Raw genomic sequence first — 16,276 nt, 5'->3', positions numbered from 1 at the left:
ATGCTGCGTCCGCAGGCCGCGAACTCTGGAGAAATGCAATGCGTACCAGCCAGCCACAGACCATTTATTTGAGCGATTACAAGGTACCTGCGTATCTGGTCGACACTGTCGACCTGAGGTTCGAGCTGTTTGAGGACGGGGCGCGAGTGCACAGTACGCTTGAGCTTCGCCGCAACCCTGATTCTGATGAGGTGTCGGCACCCCTGGAGCTTGATGGCGACAGCCTGACGCTGGAATCCCTCGCCCTGGATGGTGCCCAGCTCGCCGCGGGTGATTATGAAGACCGCGGAGATCAGCTTGTGGTTCGCTCGGTACCAGAACAGTTCACGCTGACTGTGGTGACCTGGATAGAGCCCCAGAACAACACTCGTCTTGAAGGCCTGTATAAATCATCGGGCATGTTCTGCACCCAGTGCGAGGCTGAAGGATTTCGCTGCATTACGTTCTTCCCGGACCGTCCGGACGTGATGGCACGTTTCCGTACCCGCATCGAAGCCAACAAGGACGCCTACCCGGTGCTTCTCTCCAATGGCAACGATGTGGAAAGAGGCGAGCTGGAAAACGGCCGGCATTTTGTCACCTGGGAAGACCCGTTCCCCAAACCTTGCTATCTCTTTGCCCTGGTGGCCGGAGACCTAGTCGAGAAGCGGGATACCTTCACAACGTGTTCAGGTCGTGGCATTGACCTGCGCATGTACGTGGAGCCTCGCAACGCCGAGAAGTGCGATCACGCCATGGATTCCCTGAAGCGTTCCATGCGCTGGGATGAAGAAGTCTATGGCCGCGAGTACGACCTCGATATCTTCATGATCGTGGCGGTGGACGACTTCAACATGGGCGCCATGGAGAACAAGGGGCTCAACATCTTCAACTCCTCCTGCGTGCTGGCCAGTCAGGAAACCGCCACGGACCTGGCGTTCCAGCGTATTGAGGCGATCGTTGCCCACGAGTATTTCCACAACTGGTCGGGGAACCGCGTTACCTGCCGCGATTGGTTCCAGCTCAGCCTGAAAGAAGGTTTCACGGTATTCCGGGACTCCCAGTTCTCGGCGGATATGGGTTCCCCAACCGTGAAGCGGATTGAAGATGTGACCCTGCTGCGTACGGCCCAGTTTGCGGAAGACGGTGGCCCCATGGCGCACCCGGTGCGGCCTGCGTCTTATATGGAAATCTCCAACTTCTACACCCTGACCATTTATGAGAAAGGTGCAGAAGTGGTGCGCATGATTCACGCCCTTCTGGGGCCGGACCTGTTCCGCAAGGGCAGCGATCTGTATTTTGAGCGCCATGACGGCCAGGCGGTCACTACCGATGATTTTGTCAAAGCGATGGAGGACGCCTCGGGTCGTGATCTGCGCCAGTTCCGGCTCTGGTACGAGCAGGCCGGCACGCCGGTTCTGAATGTCTCGGACGACTATGACGCCGATAAAGGGGTGTATCGCCTTAACATCGAACAGAGCATTCCGGATACTCCGGGACAGACCAACAAGAAGCCGCAACACATACCGTTTGCGTTGGGCCTGCTGGGGCAGGACGGCCAGCCGCTGCCGTTACAGCTTGGGGCGGGTGAGGCAGATGCCCCGACGGAGCGGGTCCTGGAGTTGACCGAAGCGACCCATTTGTTTGAATTTCATGGCATCGAATCCAGGCCGGTCCCGTCACTGTTGCGGCATTTCTCCGCACCGGTTCGGGTTCGCTACGCCTGGAGTCGCGAACAGTTGCTCTTCCTGATGAGCCACGATCCGGATGGATTCAATCGCTGGGATGCGGGCCAGAGACTGGCTGTGGATGTCATCCAGTCGCTGGTTGGCGCGCCTGACGATGCGGAAATTGAACCCAGACTGGTCGAAGCCTATCGCAAGCTGATTTCCGACACTGAGTTGGATCAGGCCCTGGTGGCCAAGATGCTGCAACTTCCCTCCGAGGCCTACCTGATTGAACTGGCCGATAACGCCGACGTACCAGCCATTCACCGCGCCCGCGACGCGGTACTTCGCCATCTGGCGGGCGCCCTGAAAGCCGAACTCATCGCGTGCTACCAGCGCCATCAGGACGGCGGTCCTTACGAGGTGACACCGGAAGCCATTGCCCGTCGTAGCCTGCGCAACACTGCGCTGGCCTGGTTGCTGATGATTGACGACCAGGAGGGCCGGGAGCTGGCGGTGAGTCAGTTGAGCGCCGCCGACAATATGACCGATCGGATGGGCGCTTTGCGGGCGCTTGTGAATTCAGGCTTCGAGTCTGACCGCCAGCAGGCGCTGGATGAATTCTACGATCGCTTCAAGGATGATCCCCAGGTTGTTGAACAGTGGTTCTCTGTGCAGGCGGCCAGCGACCAGGCCGGTCAGCTTCCGGACATCCAGAGACTTCTGGAGCACCCGGCCTTCGACTGGAAAAATCCCAACAAGATTCGCTCTGTGGTGGGCGCGTTTGCCGGTCAGAACCTGGCTGCTTTCCACAATCCTGACGGTTCTGGTTACGAGTTCCTGGTGGATCAGGTCTGTCGCCTGGACGACAGTAACCCCCAGATTGCCGCGCGTCTGGTGACGCCGCTGACCCGGTGGAGAAAGTTTGCGCCGTCGTACAGTGCCCGGATGAAGTCCGCCCTTGAGCGGATTCGTGACAAGTCGGGATTGTCCAGGGATGTCTATGAGGTGGTGCACAAGAGCCTTGCCGATTGAAGTCAGATACAAAATCGCACTTTCGGTCGATAGACTTTAGTCTGGGATCGGGTAATCTGGAGTAAGGTCTGTAATTCCATCAGACGACAATAAAAAAGCCTCCGCAGAGGCTTCCAGACGCACTTAAGGTTTCACAATGATGTATAACAAAAATGCGATTCTCGGCAGCCTGCTGGCTCTCTCCGTGGCATCAGCGCCTGCGTGGGCGGCGGTTTCCGCCAGTGAAGCGGCCCGTCTGGGCCAGGAGTTGACACCCTTTGGCTCACCCAAGGCCGGCAACAGTGCCGGTACTATCCCGGCCTGGACCGGTGGGCTGACAGAACCGCCTCCCGGCTATGAGGGCAGCGGACAGCACCACATCAATCCGTTCCCGGATGATGAAGTCCTGTTTACCATCACGCCCGCCAACATGGATCAGTATGAGGAATACCTTACTGACGGTGTGAAGGCGATGCTGGAAACCTACCCCACCACATTCCGGGTACCCGTTTATCAGACTCGTCGTACCCATGCCGTTCCCGACTGGGTGGCTGAGAATACCCGTGAAAACGCGGTAAACGCAGAGATTGTGGGTCAGGGCGAAGGCCTGGATGGCGCATTTGGGGGCTACCCTTTCCCAATCCTGCACGGAAATGACGAGCAGAAGGCCTGGCAGGCGGTCTGGAACCATCTGACCCGCTGGCGCGGGGTTAATGTAACCCGTCGTTCCAGTGAGGTGGCGGTTCAGACCAACGGCGACTACTCGCTGGTGACCTCTCAGCAGGAAGCCTTCTTCAACTACTATAATCCGGAAGGCGGTGAAGAAGATCTGGACAACGTGATCTTCTACTACCTGTCGTTTACCCAGTCACCACCCAGACTGGCCGGTGGTGCGATTCTGATTCACGAGACCCTGAACCAGATTATCAATCCCCGGAACGGCTGGGGTTACAACGCCGGCCAGCGTCGAGTGCGCAGGGCACCGAACCTGGGTTACGATTCCCCGATTGCAGCGGCCGATAACCTGCGTACGGCAGACGACACCGATATCTTTAACGGGGCTCTGGACCGCTACAACTGGAATTACGAAGGCAAGCGGGAAATCTACATCCCCTACAACAATTACCGCATCGGTGAAAAAGGTCTTCCGTACGAGGAAATTCTGGGAATCTCCCACTTGAATCCGGACCTCACCCGCTGGGAACTCCATCGCGTTCACGTGGTTGAAGCCACGCTGAAAGATGGTGAACGCCATATTTACGGCAAGCGCCGGTTCTACATTGACGAGGACAGCTGGAATACGGTTCTGCTTGACCAGTACGACGGCCGTGGCGAACTCTGGCGTGTAACCATGGGGCTGCCTAAAAATTATTATGAACTTCCGGGTGTGTGGACGGTTCTTGACGTCTATCATGACCTTCAGGCCCGTCGTTATCATGTGCTCGGTCTGGACACAGAAGAGGCTAACACCCGCGTGTTCACCGACGAGGTCCCCAATACGCGCTACTTCTCGCCGGCGTCACTGCGCCGCAGGAGTGTTCGCTAGCGCACTGTTGGTCGAGGGATGCGTCCCCGCCCACAGGAAGTGGCGACCCGACATACCGGCAACCGCAGGGTTGCCGGTATGTTTACAGTTATTCCCGGCTTTGCCGGTCAGAGACACAGTTCAATACAACATAATAGGCAATCTGAATGGCTAAAAGGTTGATGTGCAAGACTCTGGGCGCTGCCTGCCTTGGACTTTCCATGGTCTGGTCTGCCCCTGCAGCGTTTGCGCTTGCAGATATCATCGAAACCCCGGCCCGGCTAACGGATCTGGCCCCGGAGAATCTTCTAACCGATGCGACCCGGGTTGGTGATCGTATTGTGGCCGTCGGAGAACGCGGGCATATCATCTACTCGGATGACGAGGGGAAAACCTGGGTTCAGGGTGAAGTTCCTGTTTCTGTGACCCTTACAGCGATTGATTTCGGTACCGACACCCATGGCTGGGCAGTGGGGCACAGTGGCGTGGTTCTCAAAACCACTGACGCCGGAGCCACCTGGAGCCTTCAGATCGACGGGATCCGGGCCATGGAGCTGGCCATCGAGAGCCGCGAAGAACAGATTGTTGCCATGCAGGAGCGCATCGAAGAAGCGCCTGAGGAAGAAAAAGAAGACCTCGAGTGGGCACTGGACGATCTTTACTTTGCCCTTGAGAACATTCAGGCGGACATGGATATCGGTCCGGTCAACCCGCTGCTGGACGTCTGGTTCGAAAACGAGAACCGCGGTTTTGTGGTGGGAGCCTACGGCATGTTCCTGCGTACGATGGACGGCGGTGAAACCTGGAAAGACTGGGCGCCAAGAATTGATAACCGGCAGAACTTCCACCTGAATGGCATTACCCGGATTACGGGTGGAGCCCTTGTGGTTGTGGGTGAGGCCGGTCAGATACACGTCTCTGTGGACGGTGGTGAGACCTTTGAGCGCCGCGAGGCACCCTATGAAGGCTCCCTGTTCGGTGTTATTGGCACAGGTCAGGTGAACGAGATTCTCGCGTTTGGCCTCCGGGGCAACATGCTGTTCTCTTCCGATCTGGGCAAGAGCTGGCGGATGGTCCCGAATTCTGCCGGGGCGACCCTCAACAGCGGCGTCGTTGCTGAAGATGGCCGCATTACCCTCGTGGGTAACGGTGGCGCGGTGCTGGTGAGTACCAATGGCGCAGAAACCTTTCGAGAGCATTTCCGCAGTGATCGGGAGGGCGTCATGAGTGCCGTGCCTATTTCAGGAACAGACCTGCTGATTGTCGGCGAAGGTGGCGCGAAAATTACAGACGCCCGTGGAAGAAACCTTCAATAACGCCCTGATGTGGCAACAACCGAACGAACAATAGAGGGGCTTTTGAATGTCCAACCCTAAGCATGACAAGGGCGAGCACTACCTGACCACGCCCAAGGCGGAACCCTTTCTCGAAAGGCTGCTCTTCAATAACCGGCCGATCATTCTTATCTTTTTTGCCGTATTGACGCTGTTTCTTGGTTACAACGCCGTCAAGATCCAGCCTGATGCCAGTTTCGAGAGGATGATTCCTCTTGAGCATCCCTATATCGTGAACATGCTCGAGCACCGGGATGACCTGGAAAACCTGGGTAACTTTGTCCGTATCGCCGTCGAGGCAAAAGAGGGCGATATTTTCACCCAGGAGTACATGGAGACCCTGAAGCAGATTACTGACGAGGTCTTCTACCTCAATGGTGTGGATCGTTCCGGTCTCAAATCCCTGTGGACGTCGAACGTGCGCTGGGTGGAGGTTACTGAACAGGGTTTCCAGGGCGGTACGGTTATACCGGACGGTTACGACGGCTCCCGGGACAGCCTTGAGCAGCTCCGTCAGAATGTTCTGCGTTCAAACGAAGTTGGTCGCCTGATTTCCGACAACTTCAAGTCAACGATCGTTTACGCGCCACTGTACGAGAAAAATCCGGAAACCGGTGAGGCCCTGGATTACGGCGAATTTTCCCGTCAGCTCGAGGAAAAAATCCGGGAAAAGTACGAAGAGCAGAACCCGAACATCCAGATTCATATTGTCGGTTTCGCCAAGAAGGTTGGTGATCTGATTGAAGGTATCGGATCCATTGCATGGTTTGCCGGGATTACCATCCTGCTGACCACGCTTTTGTTGTTCTGGTACTCCCGGGCCATTGCCGGGACCCTGGTTCCGGTCTTCACCTCGATTATTGCCGTTTTCCTGCAGTTGGGGACCCTTCGGTTGCTGGGGTACGGTCTTGACCCTTACTCCGTACTGGTGCCCTTCCTGGTGTTCGCGATCGGTATCAGTCACGGTGTTCAGATTGTCAACGCCATGGCCGTTGAAGCTGCCAAGGGCTTCGACGCGGTGACTGCCGCGCGTCTGGCTTTCCGGGCCCTTTACATACCTGGCATGTTGGCACTGATCTCGGACGCCTTTGGCTTCCTGACCCTGTTCTTTATCGAGATCGACGTTATCCGGGACCTTGCGATTGCCGCGGGTATTGGTGTGGCGTATGTCATCCTCACCAACCTGGTTCTGCATGTGTTGATCATGTCCTACGTTGGTATCTCCAAGGGCGGTATCCGCCACGTACAGAACCACGGTGAAAAGCAGGATCGAAAGTGGCGCGCGATGTCCTACTTCTCGCATCCGGGCGTGGCGCCCATCTCCCTGCTGATTGCTGTCATTGGTCTTGGCCTGGGTCTCTACTACAAGCAGGATCTCAAAATCGGTGACCTTGACCAGGGCGCGCCGGAGCTCCGTGCGGATTCCCGGTACAACAAGGATAACGCCTACATCATCGATAACTATTCCACCAGTGCGGATGTCTTGGTGGTGATGGTTAAAACGCCGGAAGAGCAGTGCACCCAGTACAATGTGCTGCGGGCCATGGACACCCTGCAATGGGAGCTTCAGAACACGCCGGGCGTACAGTCCTCGGCATCCCTCGCAGATGTTTCCAAGATGGTCACCAAGGCTCTGAACGAAGGCAACTGGAAGTGGTACGAGATCTCCCGCAACCAGACCATCATCAATGCTTCCATTCGCGAAGCGCCTGCCGGTCTGATCAATACCGACTGTAGTCTGACCCCGGTGCTGGTGTTCCTTGAGGATCACAAGGCAGAGACCCTGGAAACCGTCGTTGAGCGCGTGGAACAGTTTGCCGAGAAGAACAGCAACGAGGAACACAGGTTCTTGCTGGCGGCTGGTAATGCCGGTGTCGAGGCTGCGACCAATGAGGTTATCTCCGGCGCCAAGGACAAGATGCTGATTCTCGTCTACAGTGTGGTGAGTTTGCTGTGCTTCGTGACCTTCCGTTCGGTCCGCGCGGTACTGTGTATCGTGATACCTCTGGGACTGACGTCGATCCTCTGCGAGGCGATCATGGCGGTGTCCGGCATTGGTATCAAAGTGGCAACCCTGCCGGTTATTGCCCTGGGTGTTGGTATAGGTGTCGATTACGGCATCTATATCTACAGCAAGCTGGAGAAATACCTGCTTGAGGGCAAAACACTCCAGGAGGCCTACTACGAGACGCTGCGCTCCACGGGTAAGGCGGTTATGTTTACAGGTGTGACGCTGGGCCTGGGTGTCGTCACCTGGATCTTCTCGCCGATCAAGTTCCAGGCCGACATGGGCTTCCTGCTGTTCTTCATGTTCCTGTGGAATATGGTGGGAGCCATCTGGCTGTTGCCGGCTCTGGCCCGGTTCCTGCTGCGGCCGGACCAGATGCTCGCCAAGGCCCGAGCTGCGAAATAACACTCGCAATTATCTGCAAAAAAGCCCGCATCGCGGGCTTTTTTGTTGTCTGCTCAACCGTTTAGCGAGCTAATCCATACTTTATTTATGGTGTGAAGTGGTCTATGTTTTACGGTGTTCGTACCATTTGCCCGCCCACGAGGCGGGCGCTTCATTACAATGAACAGAAAAAAGGAAGAACTCACATGACACTGAAACTGAAAGCCTCCGCATTTGCTGTCGCTGCCGCAGTCAGCCTGGGTGCTGCTTCCACCTCCGTTTCCGCGCAGGAGCAGCGCTTTGTGACTATCGGCACCGGTGGTGTAACCGGTGTTTATTATCCGGCCGGCGGTGCGATCTGTCGTCTGGTGAACATGGACCGTAAAGAACATGGTATCCGCTGCTCCGTTGAGAGCACCGGTGGCTCCGTCTACAACCTGAACGCTATCCGCCAGGGCGAGCTTGATCTGGCCGTGGCCCAGTCCGACTGGCAATATCATGCCTACAACGGCACCAGCCAATTCAAGGACGATGGCGCCAACAAGGACCTTCGCGCGGTATTTTCCCTGCATCCAGAGCCGTTCACCGTTGTTGCTAGCAAGGGTTCAGGCATCAAGACCTTTGAAGACCTGGAAGGCAAGCGGGTTTCCGTTGGTAACCCGGGTTCTGGCCAGCGGGCCACTGCCGAGGTTCTGATGGAAGAAATGGGTTGGGGCATGGACAAGTTTGCCCTCGCCGCTGAGATCAAGGCCGCCGAGCAGTCACAGGCCCTGTGCGACGGCAACATCGACGCTTTCTTCTACACCGTCGGGCACCCCTCAGGCGCCATCAAGGAAGCCACTACTTCCTGTGACAGCGTGATTGTCAACGTTGATAACGAGGCGACCCAGACACTGATCGAAGAGAATCCGTATTACCGCAAAGCGGTCATCCCGGGTGGGATGTACCGTGGCTCTGACGAAGACACCACTACCTTCGGTGTAGCGGCAACCTTTGTTTCTTCCACCGATGTACCGGAAGATGTGGTTTACGCCGTGGTCAAGGCGGTGTTCGAAAACTTCGACAGCTTCAAGCGTCTGCACCCTGCCTTCGCCAATCTGAACAAGGAAGAGATGGTCTCTGATGCCCTGAGTGCGCCGCTGCACCCGGGTGCTGCCAAGTACTACAAGGAAGCCGGTCTGATCGACTGATCTGACCTGAAACCGGACCGGCGGGCCCAGGCCCGCCGGGTTTCCCTCCAGAGAACAACCTTTCACGCTACAGGAAGAACTTATGGCAACGAGCGATCCGTCGAACGGAGGTAGCGCTGGCGGCGGCAATGTAGAAGAAATCCTGCAGACCGAAACCGGGGGCAGGGCGGCGACCGGTTACGCGGCCGTTATTCTGTTCATCGTTCCCCTTGTGTGGTCGCTGTTCCAGCTCTGGATTGCGTCACCGCTCCCGTTTATTCTGGATTTCGGCATTTTCAATTCGACGGAAGCCCGTTCGATTCACCTGGCGTTCGCCGTTTTCCTGGCCTTCGCGTCTTTTCCGATGATCCGTGGTCGTCATGTTAACGCGGTCCCAATTTACGACTGGATCCTCGCCGTTGTGGCGGCGTTTTGTGCCTCTTATCTATACGTTTTTTATGAAGAGCTTTCGACGCGTCCCGGTGCGCCGATCACCCAGGATCTTTGGGTTGCGCTGATCGGTCTGGTGCTGCTGCTGGAAGCTACCCGGCGTTCACTTGGTCTGCCATTGACCATCGTGGCCGCGGTATTCATAACCTACTCTATTGCCGGCCCCTACATGCCGGATGTGATTGCCCACAAGGGCGTCAGTCTTAGCAAGCTGGCTTCCCATCAATGGCTGGGTACGGAAGGCGTGTTTGGTGTGGCGCTCGGGGTGTCCACCAGTTTTGTCTTTCTGTTTGTTCTGTTCGGCGCACTGCTGGAGAGGGCCGGTGCCGGCAACTATTTCATCAAGGTGGCCTACGCCATGCTTGGTCACATGCGGGGCGGCCCGGCCAAGGCTGCGGTTGTGTCCAGTGGCCTGAGTGGTGTGATCTCTGGTTCCTCCATCGCCAATGTGGTGACTACCGGGACCTTCACCATTCCGTTGATGAAGCGGGTGGGTTTTCCAGCCACCAAGGCTGGCGCCGTCGAAGTGGCTGCTTCAACGAACGGTCAGCTGACGCCGCCCATCATGGGCGCAGCCGCGTTCCTGATGGTTGAGTATGTGGGTATCTCTTACCTTGAGGTCATCAAGCACGCGATCCTGCCGGCGATGATTTCCTACGTCGCCCTCGTCTACATCGTGCACCTCGAAGCTTGCAAGCTGAACATGCAGGGCATCGAGCGGTTGAACAAGCCCACCATGGCGCAGCGGATGCTGAACTGGGTGGTGATGCTGCTGGGCCTGATCATACTCACTCTGGTTGTGTACTACGGCATAGGCTGGATGAAGACATTGCTCGGCGAGGCAGCCATCTGGGTGCTGGCGCCGCTGCTGGTAGCCGTCTATGTCGCCCTGGTAGGTTACGCGACGCGTTTCCCTGAGCTGGAAGAGGACGACCCGAACAAGGACATGGGCGAGCTGCCTCCGGTCGGGCCAACCGTGAAAACCGGCCTGTATTTCCTGCTGCCGGTGGTGGTCCTGGTGTGGTGCCTGACTGTTGAGCGCTTTTCACCCCAGCTTTCCGCGTTCTGGGCTACCGTGTTCATGATCTTCATTGTGATCACCCAGCGGCCGCTGAAAGCCTTTTTCCGCAAGCGTGGCGACTTCGCCCGCCTGACCAAAGACGGCTTTTTCGATCTGGCCCATTCGCTGGCCACCGGCGCTCGCAACATGGTGGGTATTGGCGTGGCGACCGCCACCGCAGGGATTGTGGTGGGCACCGTCACCCTGACGGGTATTGGCCTCGTAATGACGGCCTTCGTGGAGTTCCTGTCTGGCGGCAATCTGCTGCTCATGCTCATTTTCACCGCCATTATCAGTCTGATTCTCGGTATGGGGCTGCCAACTACCGCGAACTACATTGTTGTCTCCACTCTGATGGCGCCGGTGATTGTCACCCTTGGTGCCCAGAACGGACTGATCGTACCGCTGATTGCGGTGCACCTGTTTGTGTTCTACTTCGGCATCCTCGCGGATGATACGCCACCGGTGGGTCTTGCCGCCTACGCGGCGGCGGCCATTTCGGGTGCCGACCCGATACGGACCGGTGTGCAGGGTTTTACCTACGATATTCGAACCGCAATCCTGCCGTTCATGTTTATCTTCAACACCCAGTTGTTGCTGATCGGCCTGACGGGGTGGTTTGACCTGCTGGTGACCATCTTCAGTGCGGTCACGGCCATGCTGGTATTCTCGGCCGCTACCCAGGGCTACTGGTTTACCAAGAGCTATAAATGGGAAACAGTGTTGCTGCTGCTCATCACCTTCACCATGTTCCGTCCAGGTTTCTGGTGGGACATGGTTTACCCGCCGACTGAAGACCAGCCGGGTGCACAGGTCATGGAGTATGTCGAAGAGGTTCCGGCGGGCCAGCCGATCATCCTCAAGGCATCTGGCATGAATATCGATGGCGATGAGGTGAGCACCTATGTGCGGCTGCCGATTCCCGCAGGCGAGACACCTGAGCAGAGACTGATGGAGGCAGGCCTGGAGCTGAGCCCTGACGGCGACAAAATGGCGGTGGACTTTGTCGGGTTTGGCAGCCCGGCGGAAGAGGTCGGTATCCAGTTTGGCTGGACCATCGATGCCGTGCAGGTTCAGCTTTCGCGACCGCCAAAGGAGCTGATGTTCATTCCGGCCCTGGCGCTTCTGGGTCTTCTGGCCTATGGCCAGCTCCGGCGAAGGGCCCGCGAAGAGGCAGCCGGCCAGGCGGCCTGATAGAGCCCTGGATGCGAGAAACCCGGCATTAACCTGCCGGGTTTTTTTCTGTTAGACTTCGCCTCGAATCGGCCCGCGGTTTGTATCGCGTCGCGCCGTCACCATGTGGTCTCTGGTATAGATCACCGCTGAGTAACCAACAGGAGCTTTTCATGCCCGTCGTAACCCTGCCCGATGGCAGCCATCGCAGTTTTGCCGAACCCGTAACCGTTCATGACGTTGCCGCCGATATTGGCGCTGGCCTTGCCAAAGCCGCCCTTGCCGGAAAGGTGGATGGTCAGCTCGTGGACACCAGCTATCGCATCGAGAATGATGCCGACCTCGCCATTGTCACAGAACGTGACGAGGAGGGCGTTGATATCATTCGCCATTCCACGGCGCACTTGATGGCCATGGCTGTTCAGGAGCTGTTCCCAGGGGCCCAGGTTACCATCGGCCCGGTGATCGACAACGGCTTCTACTACGACTTCAAGTACGACCGCCCGTTCACCAATGAGGACCTGGCGCGGATCGAGAAGCGTATGGAAGAGCTCGCCAAGCAGGACCTTCCGGTTTCGCGCTCCATCATGTCCCGTGATGAGGCGATCAAGCTCTTTGAAGAGATGGGCGAAGAGTACAAGGTCCGTATCATCCAGGACATTCCGGGCGACGAAGACCTTTCGTTCTACAGCCAGGGCGACTTCATCGACCTGTGCCGCGGTCCCCACGTGCCAAGCACCGGCAAACTGAAAGCCTTCAAGCTGACCAAGGTGGCCGGCGCCTACTGGCGGGGCGACACCAGTAATGAGCAGCTTCAGCGCGTTTACGGAACTGCCTGGGGCAACAAGAAAGATCTGAAGGCCTACCTGCACCGTCTGGAAGAAGCAGAGAAGCGGGATCACCGCAAGGTTGGCAAGAAGCTTGGCCTGTTCCATATGCAGGAAGAAGCGCCGGGCATGGTGTTCTGGCATCCCGATGGCTGGTCGCTCTACCAGGAAGTCGAGCAATACATGCGCCGCAAGCAGCAGGAGCATGGCTACAAGGAAATCAAGACGCCACAGGTGGTGTCGCGAACCCTGTGGGAGAAGTCAGGGCACTGGGACAAGTTCAAGGACGACATGTTCACCACCGAGTCGGAAAAACACGACTACGCCATCAAGCCCATGAACTGTCCGTGCCACGTGCAGGTCTTCAACCAGGGGCTGAAAAGCTACAAGGACCTTCCGCTGAGGCTGGCAGAATTCGGTTCCTGCCATCGGAACGAGGCTTCCGGAGCGTTGCATGGACTCATGCGGGTTCGGGGCTTTACCCAGGACGACGCCCATATCTTCTGTGAAGAAGACGCTATCCAGCAGGAAGTGTCGGCATTTATTGAAATGCTGCACGAAATCTACACGGATTTCGGGTTCACTGAAATCCTTTACAAGCTCTCAACCCGTCCGGAAAAGCGGGTTGGCTCCGATGAAGTCTGGGACAAGGCGGAAGCCGCCCTGGAAGAGGCGCTGAATCGTGAGGGCGTAGACTGGGAACTGCTGCCGGGCGAAGGGGCCTTTTACGGGCCCAAGATCGAGTTCTCCCTGAAAGACTGTATCGGACGGGTGTGGCAGTGTGGCACCATCCAGGTAGACTTCTCGATGCCGGGTCGTCTGGGAGCGCAGTATGTTGCCGACAATTCGGAGCGGAAAACTCCGGTAATGCTGCACCGGGCGGTGTTGGGTTCCTTCGAGCGTTTCATCGGGATCCTGATCGAGGAATACGAAGGAGCATTCCCGACCTGGCTCGCGCCGACACAGGTGGCAATCCTCAATATTACCGATAATCAGCGTGATTATTGTCAGAATCTGGCGAAAAAGTGGGATTCTTTGGGGTATAGGGTTAATGCTGACTTGAGAAACGAGAAGATCGGCTTTAAAATCCGCGAGCATACTCTTAACAAGGTTCCCTATCTTGTCGTCGTAGGTGACAAGGAAATCGAGAATAACGCGGTTGCCGTACGTACCCGCAAGGGCGAAGATCTGGGAACTTTATCGCTTGAAGCGTTCGAACAGCTGTTGGCTGATGAAATTCAACGCAAAGGCAGAACCAAGACGGAGATCTGATTATTAAACAGCGAACGAATCGGGGTGGGCGTACTCCGAAAGCGCCTATCAATGAGAATATTGACGCAACTGAAGTCCGCCTGATCGATGCCGAAGGCAACCAGGTCGGAATTGTGCCAATTGAGGAAGCTCTAAAGCAGGCCGAAGAGGCTACCCTTGATCTGGTGCAGGTTACGGATTCCGATCCGATCGTCTGTAAGATAATGGACTACGGCAAGAAGATCTTCGAAGAGAAGAAAGCCAAGGCGGCTGCCAAGAAGAAACAGAAGCAGACGCAGGTTAAAGAGCTTAAGTTCCGTCCCGGAACTGAAGAAGGGGATTATCAGGTCAAACTACGCAACCTGATACGTTTCCTTGAAAACGGGGACCGCGGCAAAATCACGATCCGTTTCCGAGGCCGTGAGATGGCACACCAGGAAATTGGTATGCAGCTCATGCAGCGCATCGAATCCGACGTGGAAGAGCTTGCCCAGGTAGAGATGCGGCCGAAAATGGAAGGCCGGCAGATGACCATGGTAGTGGCGCCCCGCAAGAAGAAGTGAACCTGATCGGGTGCTTGTCCCCCGCGCATGCGGGGGATTTGTCGTTCAGGGGCACATCATTGTTTATTTAAAAATAGAATGCGGAGTTTTAAAAAATGCCCAAGATGAAAACTAAAAGCGGAGCCACCAAGCGGTTCAAGAAAACCGCCACCGGCTTCAAGCACAAGCAGTCCTTCACCAGCCACATCCTGACCAAGAAGAGCCCGAAGCGTAAGCGTCAGCTGCGCGGCACCAAGCTCATCGCCAAGTCGGATGTTGCATCTATCAAGCGTATGACCGCGTGCTGATCCAGCCGCGAGAATCATTCCTTAGAAAGTACAGGTAGAAGGATTAAAGTATGGCTCGTGTAAAACGTGGTGTGGTCGCACGCCGTCGTCACAAAAAGATTCTCAATCAGGCCAAAGGTTACTACGGCGCTCGTAGCCGGGTATTCCGTGTAGCCAAGCAGGCGGTTATCAAGGCCGGTCAGTACGCGTACCGTGACCGTCGTAACCGCAAGCGTGCTTTCCGCGCTCTGTGGATTGCCCGTATCAATGCTGGTGCCCGCGCTAACGGTCTGTCTTACAGCCGTCTGATCGCTGGCCTGAAAAAGGCTAACGTTGAAATCGATCGTAAGGTTCTGGCCGATCTGGCCATGAACGAGCAGCAGGCGTTTGCCGCTGTTGTTGAGAAGGCCAAAGCGTCCCTGTGATCGCTTAGCTCTTTCATCGATTGCTGATCGATATGGGCGCCCCATGATTTCATGACGGCGCCTCCTGATAGGGGAAGGGCACGCTCTTCCCCTATTTTTGTTTTTGAAGTTACGTTTTTAAGCACTTCCATTTCTGGTTTGGAGCAGGGTCAATGGAAAACCTGGAGCAACTGGTTCAGGACGGTCTGGCAGCAGTTGATAGCGCCGACAGCCTGCAGGCACTTGATCAAATTCGTGTTGAGTATCTTGGCAAGAAGGGCGTGATTACCCAGCAGGCGAAAACTCTTGGCAAGCTCTCGGCCGAGGAGCGCCCTGCCGCCGGCCAGAAAATCAATGAAGCCAAGGGGCAGGTTGAAGAGGCCATCAATGCCCGGCGAACAGACCTTGAGCGTGCTGCCATTGAGCAGAAGCTCGCCAGCGAATCCATCGATGTGACTTTGCCCGGCCGTGGCCAGGACCTGGGCGGCTTGCACCCGGTTACCCGCACCCTGCAAAGGATTGAGCATTTCTTCGCCCGCGCCGGCTATACCGTCGAGCAGGGGCCCGAGATTGAAGACGATTACCACAACTTCGAAGCGCTCAATATTCCGGGGCATCATCCGGCCCGTGCCATGCACGATACGTTCTATTTCAACCCGGGTACGCTGCTGAGAACCCACACCTCGCCGGTACAGATTCGTACCATGGAAGCGGGCAAGCCGCCGTTTCGGATGATATGCCCCGGGCGGGTTTACCGTTGTGATTCGGATATGACGCACACCCCCATGTTTCACCAGGTGGAGGGTTTGCTGGTCGAGAAAAACGTCAGCTTTGCGGATCTTAAAAGTACAGTCGAAGAGTTCCTGCGAGTGTTCTTTGAGCGGGACCTTCAGGTCCGCTTCCGTCCCTCGTATTTCCCCTTTACGGAGCCTTCTGCAGAAGTGGACATCGAGTGGGGGCGGGAAGCCGACGGCAGCATCAAGTGGCTTGAAGTCATGGGTTGCGGAATGGTGCACCCCAAGGTGTTTGAGTATTGCGGAATCGATGCCGAGGAGTACCGTGGCTTCGCATTTGGCCTGGGCGTAGAGCGCCTGGCCATGCTTCGTTACGGCGTCAACGATCTGCGCATGTTTTTCGAGAACGATCTGCGCTTCCTGCGCCAGTTCCGTTAACAGGCAAGATTACGGGCATCCAACCAAACA

11 protein-coding genes are annotated in these 16,276 nt (G+C 56.7%); all 11 read left to right on the top strand.

The genetic code is table 11. From position 1 onward, the window contains the following. Nucleotides 1–38: 38 nt before the first annotated feature. The 11 genes from pepN to pheS all read left to right on the top strand — a co-directional run bounded on the left by pepN (nt 39) and on the right by pheS (nt 16,246). On the top strand, nt 39–2,681 hold the full coding sequence (gene pepN, locus WA411_RS15810) for an aminopeptidase N (protein WP_291908121.1): 2,643 nt from the start codon (nt 39–41) through the stop codon (nt 2,679–2,681). Between the two features lie 136 nt (nt 2,682–2,817). Continuing rightward, nucleotides 2,818–4,206 carry a DUF1329 domain-containing protein gene (locus WA411_RS15805; protein WP_153634473.1) on the top strand — a complete coding sequence of 463 codons (1,389 nt, stop codon included), beginning with the start codon at nt 2,818–2,820 and terminating at the stop codon, nt 4,204–4,206. A gap of 146 nt (nt 4,207–4,352) precedes the next feature. After that, nucleotides 4,353–5,501, top strand: a complete 1,149-nt coding sequence (locus WA411_RS15800) for a WD40/YVTN/BNR-like repeat-containing protein (protein WP_291908118.1) — start codon at nt 4,353–4,355, stop codon at nt 5,499–5,501. Nucleotides 5,502–5,547: 46 nt separating this feature from the next. Then, nucleotides 5,548–7,932 carry an efflux RND transporter permease subunit gene (locus tag WA411_RS15795; protein ID WP_136631671.1) on the top strand — a complete coding sequence of 795 codons (2,385 nt, stop codon included), beginning with the start codon at nt 5,548–5,550 and terminating at the stop codon, nt 7,930–7,932. 185 nt (nt 7,933–8,117) lie between these two features. After that, complete coding sequence (locus WA411_RS15790) at nt 8,118–9,101, top strand: TAXI family TRAP transporter solute-binding subunit (RefSeq protein WP_069183852.1); 984 nt, start codon at nt 8,118–8,120, stop codon at nt 9,099–9,101. Nucleotides 9,102–9,183: 82 nt separating this feature from the next. Then, nucleotides 9,184–11,784: a TRAP transporter permease gene (locus WA411_RS15785; protein ID WP_291908114.1), complete on the top strand. Its 2,601-nt coding sequence runs from the start codon at nt 9,184–9,186 to the stop codon at nt 11,782–11,784. Between the two features lie 152 nt (nt 11,785–11,936). Then, a complete protein-coding gene (gene thrS, locus WA411_RS15780) occupies nt 11,937–13,862 on the top strand; it encodes a threonine--tRNA ligase (protein WP_291908112.1) in 1,926 nt (641 codons plus the stop codon). After that, entirely contained in the window at nt 13,859–14,404 is a 546-nt protein-coding gene (gene infC / locus WA411_RS15775) for a translation initiation factor IF-3 (protein ID WP_083231826.1), read from the top strand. Before thrS ends, infC begins: the two co-directional genes overlap by 4 nt. Nucleotides 14,405–14,499: 95 nt before the next feature. Next, complete coding sequence (gene rpmI / locus WA411_RS15770) at nt 14,500–14,691, top strand: 50S ribosomal protein L35 (protein ID WP_007151842.1); 192 nt, start codon at nt 14,500–14,502, stop codon at nt 14,689–14,691. 50 nt (nt 14,692–14,741) lie between these two features. Continuing rightward, nucleotides 14,742–15,095: a 50S ribosomal protein L20 gene (gene rplT / locus WA411_RS15765; RefSeq protein WP_008170485.1), complete on the top strand. Its 354-nt coding sequence runs from the start codon at nt 14,742–14,744 to the stop codon at nt 15,093–15,095. Between the two features lie 152 nt (nt 15,096–15,247). Then, complete coding sequence (gene pheS / locus WA411_RS15760) at nt 15,248–16,246, top strand: phenylalanine--tRNA ligase subunit alpha (protein WP_069183848.1); 999 nt, start codon at nt 15,248–15,250, stop codon at nt 16,244–16,246. Nucleotides 16,247–16,276: the final 30 nt, after the last annotated feature.

It is taken from the genome of Marinobacter sp. CH_CUG1437-1 (assembly GCF_037029655.1).
Taxonomy (GTDB): domain Bacteria; phylum Pseudomonadota; class Gammaproteobacteria; order Pseudomonadales; family Oleiphilaceae; genus Marinobacter; species Marinobacter salsuginis.
Note: the sequence above shows the minus strand (reverse complement) of the source record. Positions and strands in the feature narration are given on the sequence as shown.